The 4,145-nt window shown below is 39.2% G+C and carries 3 protein-coding genes; 1 reads left to right on the forward strand and 2 read right to left on the reverse strand.

Translation table 11 applies throughout. The features are described from left to right. The first annotated feature begins 46 nt into the window (after positions 1–46). The gene (locus ACP45E_RS22185) at positions 47–1,168 is read left to right on the forward strand and encodes a tyrosine-type recombinase/integrase (RefSeq protein WP_017038072.1); all 1,122 of its coding nucleotides are present in this window, start codon (positions 47–49) and stop codon (positions 1,166–1,168) included. Between the two features lie 144 nt (positions 1,169–1,312). On the opposite strand, the gene ACP45E_RS22190 is transcribed toward ACP45E_RS22185, so the two are convergent. Further along, entirely contained in the window at positions 1,313–2,059 is a 747-nt protein-coding gene (locus tag ACP45E_RS22190) for a hypothetical protein (RefSeq protein ID WP_017038073.1), read from the reverse strand. A 193-nt stretch (positions 2,060–2,252) separates the two neighbouring features. After that, the gene (locus tag ACP45E_RS22195) at positions 2,253–3,836 is read right to left on the reverse strand and encodes a hypothetical protein (protein WP_017038074.1); all 1,584 of its coding nucleotides are present in this window, start codon (positions 3,834–3,836) and stop codon (positions 2,253–2,255) included. Positions 3,837–4,145 lie beyond the last annotated feature (309 nt).

Below are 4,145 nucleotides of genomic sequence, written 5' to 3' on the forward strand. Positions count from 1 at the left end.
ATCTGAAGCCTAGCAATGCATTTCGAAAGTACACAAAAGAGTACACATGATGCAGTCTACGCTTTACCGCAAAGCCAATTATCTAATCCTTTCAAATACTGGTATTTATACTTTTCGTTGGAATATCAGAGATGACGGTAAGCACTATCAACCTAAATTGAGCCTGAGAACCCGTTGCTACCTTGAAGCAATGAAAAATGCCTCATCACTGGCAATACAAATCTTGTCTATTCAAAGCCCAACTTTAGAGGATGTTAAAGCAATTTACAGTGATTTCACGGGTAAGCAGAAGAAGCAAAGTACATTGCTTAAAAGCATCGATATTACTCACTACTTATCTGACCTCAGTATTAAAAGCCAAGCTGAATATCGTAATTGTTGGATGGGTTTTGTTGATTGTCTCACTGCATCCACAACGTTACAAAGTATCAGGCAAGTCCACATCGAACAGTGGAAAAAAACTCAAACCTGTAGCCTTACTACTATGAAGAAAAAGCTTCGATTGATTTCTAGTTGCTTTAACAAGCTACAGCACAATGTAGACCAAAATTGGTTTAAGCTGAAAATCGAAAAGAAACCTGTAAGACCAAAGAGAGCGCTAACTGAAGTAGAATTGAAACAGCTTCTATGTGCCACTGAGAGCTATAAAAATCATAAAGATCACTGGAAGTATTACCTGCCTCGAATCGCAGCATTAACAGGCTGTAGACTCAATGAACTGGCACAGTTGAGAGTTAGTGATGTTGTTCTTGGTGAGTTGCCCATTTTAAGTATCAATGATGACAATCCAGACAAGAAGTTGAAAAATAGTGGCAGTAAAAGGGATCTTCCAATTACTAGAGCCTTGTATGAATTGCTTATTCCTTTGGTACGAGGAAAGGGTAGGAACGAGCTTATCTTTGATTTGCCTTATAGTAAGCAGAATGGGTATATAAATAAACCTAGTAAGTTTTTCTCTGAGCGGTTTAAGGCTAGTGGGGCTAAGGATATTTCATTCCATTATCTACGCCACTATGCAGTAACCAAGCTATTCAATGCAGGAGTTAGGGGAGAGTTGATAGGCTCACTAATGGGGCATTCAATCGGAAAAACCACCAGTGGCAAAGTGTATATGAATGGTTTCAGCTATAGCCAACGCTTGTCTGCACTAGGTTGTTTGGATAGATAGAAGGGAAAAACTGAACCATAGAGTCTATGACAACTAGATTTCCCCTTTCTATACATGTATACATTAGTAATAGATTTAACCGTTTAAGGTATGCGAGAACGGTGCAGACATGCTTACAGTGAAAGGGGGGGATGTCTTTCACTGCTATTCAGTTAGTATTCTCATTTTCTCATTAAAATGTGCACTATAGTGTGAAGTGGTGGCTTTAGCTGTGTATTCAATCTCTTCACCCCATCTAGTATCATAAGAATAAGAACTAGGGTACCTTATCTCAAAATAAATTCTCCCATTGTCGAACAATGATGAGGTTAGGGCAGCTGCTTCAATTTTAACTATATGAATGTCACCATACTCATCTGAGGATAGCTCAGACCTAACAATACCAGCAGGTAACTCTTTTATTGCATCACCACCCCTGGGCATGATGAATGCTACCTCGTCAGACTTGCCTAATAAAACTTCTTGATTGCCTGGTGTATAAGTATGCCAAGCTTTTATATCAAAAACATTTTCTACTATATTTAAAGTAAACTGAAATTCTTCAAACCGCCTATGTTCATATTGTCCGGAATGCCATGTTACTCTGTAGATAGGGTCACCACTACTATCAAAAGTACAGTCCTCATAAAGGTGCTGTACCCAAAGACTATGGCCATTGTTAGATCTTATAGGGCTTGTACAAAGGTCTACTAACTCTTCACTGTCATAGCCGTAATTCTCTAGGTAATCTACAAAACCAGGTTCTAAGTTAATGCGAGGCTGTTTTTCTATAGGTAAAGACTCCTCAGGGTACTCAGGATCTGGTGGGTCAATAGTTGGAGGGGGAGCAGGGGAGCTAGAACCACCACAGCCTACCATGAGTAGAGTTGTAATAAGTAGTATATATTTCATTAGAATTGGTCTTGATGGATATTTATGGGAAGAGAGCTTAACCGATGTCAAAGTTGTAAGAGGAATATAGGATATTCCAAATAATGAAAGCTTTGTTTCTAGGTGTCAGTGATTTAGTATCTATAGGAAAGTAAAAGAAAAACCCCAATTAAGGGGCATTTCAATGAAAGGGAAAATAGTTAATCATAGAAGACTATGACGGTTCTGTTTCCTCTTCTAACTCTAAACTCAATTCTTGTTCTGCCAACCAATCAGTCCAATCATCCCCGTACTTACTAAGCCAGTTTCTTCTGGTTCGTGGGGTAATATCCATCGCTTTACAGGCGTCTTTAGCAGTAAGCCCACTTTCCAATAATTTATGAATAGTAAATAAAGTACTAAAGTCACTTGTTTGCTTATGTGCATCCTTAACAGCTTTTCGAGCAGCGTTGTCAACTTGACGTTGAGCTAATTCCTCGACGGATGCTTGAACAGGAACTCTCTCATAACTGCCAGAAGTGTTGATAGAAGCTGTCGGCATCATACAGTGAATGTAATTAGCGTGAGCCATATCTGGCACTATGATTCGGCATTTAGGTTGAGGCTGTTCAGCTAATAAACTACCACTGTCATTTCTCTCTAAATTACGGAAAGAAATACGGCTAACGAACTGATAGGCAACTTCATGACTAGTTTGCCGTAGATAATAGTCCACCAGCGTTTGTGGGTTTATTCCTATATCACTTGCTAGTCGTTTGATTGCAGATTCATGTTCGGGTGCAGGTCTTAAATGAGGCGTAAACGCCACTTCATTGAGGTGACTGTAACTATTTAAGCCCTGAGCCATTGGCGGCAGTTCAATAGCGTCACTGTGGCTTATGGGACTAGTGTGTTTGTTTTTACAATAGATAAATGTATTGCTTTCAAATTCACTAGTTATCCATTGATTGAATAATTTGTGTACATCGAAATCTTCAGTCCAATCTCTAATTACCTTGCAAGATGGTAAGCTAGCAAAATAGCTACTGAAAGTTGAAGATGCTGTGTTACTGCTATTCATTAAGAAGGGCAGTATCTCAACATTTGATGTATTTGGATGGGTTACTGGTAGGTTTAAGTGCGTTAAAGCATGGTCGGTAGTAATTGTACACCCACTGGCTCTTAGCAGCTTTTCTACAAATAACCCTTCCAGATTAGCAGATAGTAGCCATACAGAATCTAATTGGCGGAGTTTACGAATAAAATCCAATCCATCAAAGAATTCAAATAGTCTCCAGTCGTCGGCAGTACTGACGTACATACCATTGGAGTTATGAATCCCGCTCATTAAGATATTGCCAGCTTTCACACTGTCACTATTGAGATCGCCATTGAATAACAAATCATAGGCAAATTGCTTAGCTGATGACTTCATTTCTTCTTTCACTACAATACGTTGAAAACCATCAAATGATGAATCTTCATATTCAATGTAAGGTGCTAAACCCAACACTGATTCGTCTTGCAGTGGTATCTTAAGGCGTTGATAGTTACCAACAAGAGTTGGCAGCTCGTCTATGATGACAGTACATTGCTGTAATATCTCACGGCGAGCACTTGAACAGTTTTCAGAAGAAATCATCGTCGCATTATGTTCTGGGTGCTTCTCCTTGTACCTGTTACATGTCGCTTCAGATAACTTATTCGTTAAACTTGCCCATAAAATGGTGCTTGTATCAGTGTTCTTAATTAGTTCGATATTGTTGATGAGTTGCTCAGTTTTACCTGTGCCACAAACACCAGGAAGATGGTTAATCATAATGATGACTCCATAATTTAGATTTCAAATTAGGAGACGGGCGATTCATTTAGCCCTTTATGCTGACCTTTTAACATCTCTTCCATTGCTTAATAAAAGCTCGGTGAATTTGTCATGACTGAGAGAGGAAGTAAAGCCGTCATAGATAGTTATGATAATAAATTTACCCTTGCACGAGAGTACACAATGAAGTACAAAGTAGTTTCATCGCATTGTAACAGTGTAGACAAGTCATTGATCTTTATACGGCGCATCGCCGTCAGGTGATGGTGAAAGCGTAGCGTTACGTATCGAGAGTTCGAATCTCTC

The sequence above is a fragment of the Vibrio genomosp. F10 str. 9ZD137 genome (assembly GCF_049974785.1).
Classification (GTDB): Bacteria; Pseudomonadota; Gammaproteobacteria; order Enterobacterales; family Vibrionaceae; genus Vibrio.

Coding starts and splice junctions, on each gene's coding strand:
- ACP45E_RS22195 (WP_017038074.1), bottom strand. CDS start 3,836: ATGATTAACCATCTTCCTGGTGTTTGTGGCACAGGTAAAACTGAGCAA.
- ACP45E_RS22190 (WP_017038073.1), bottom strand. CDS start 2,059: ATGAAATATATACTACTTATTACAACTCTACTCATGGTAGGCTGTGGT.
- ACP45E_RS22185 (WP_017038072.1), top strand. CDS start 47: ATGATGCAGTCTACGCTTTACCGCAAAGCCAATTATCTAATCCTTTCA.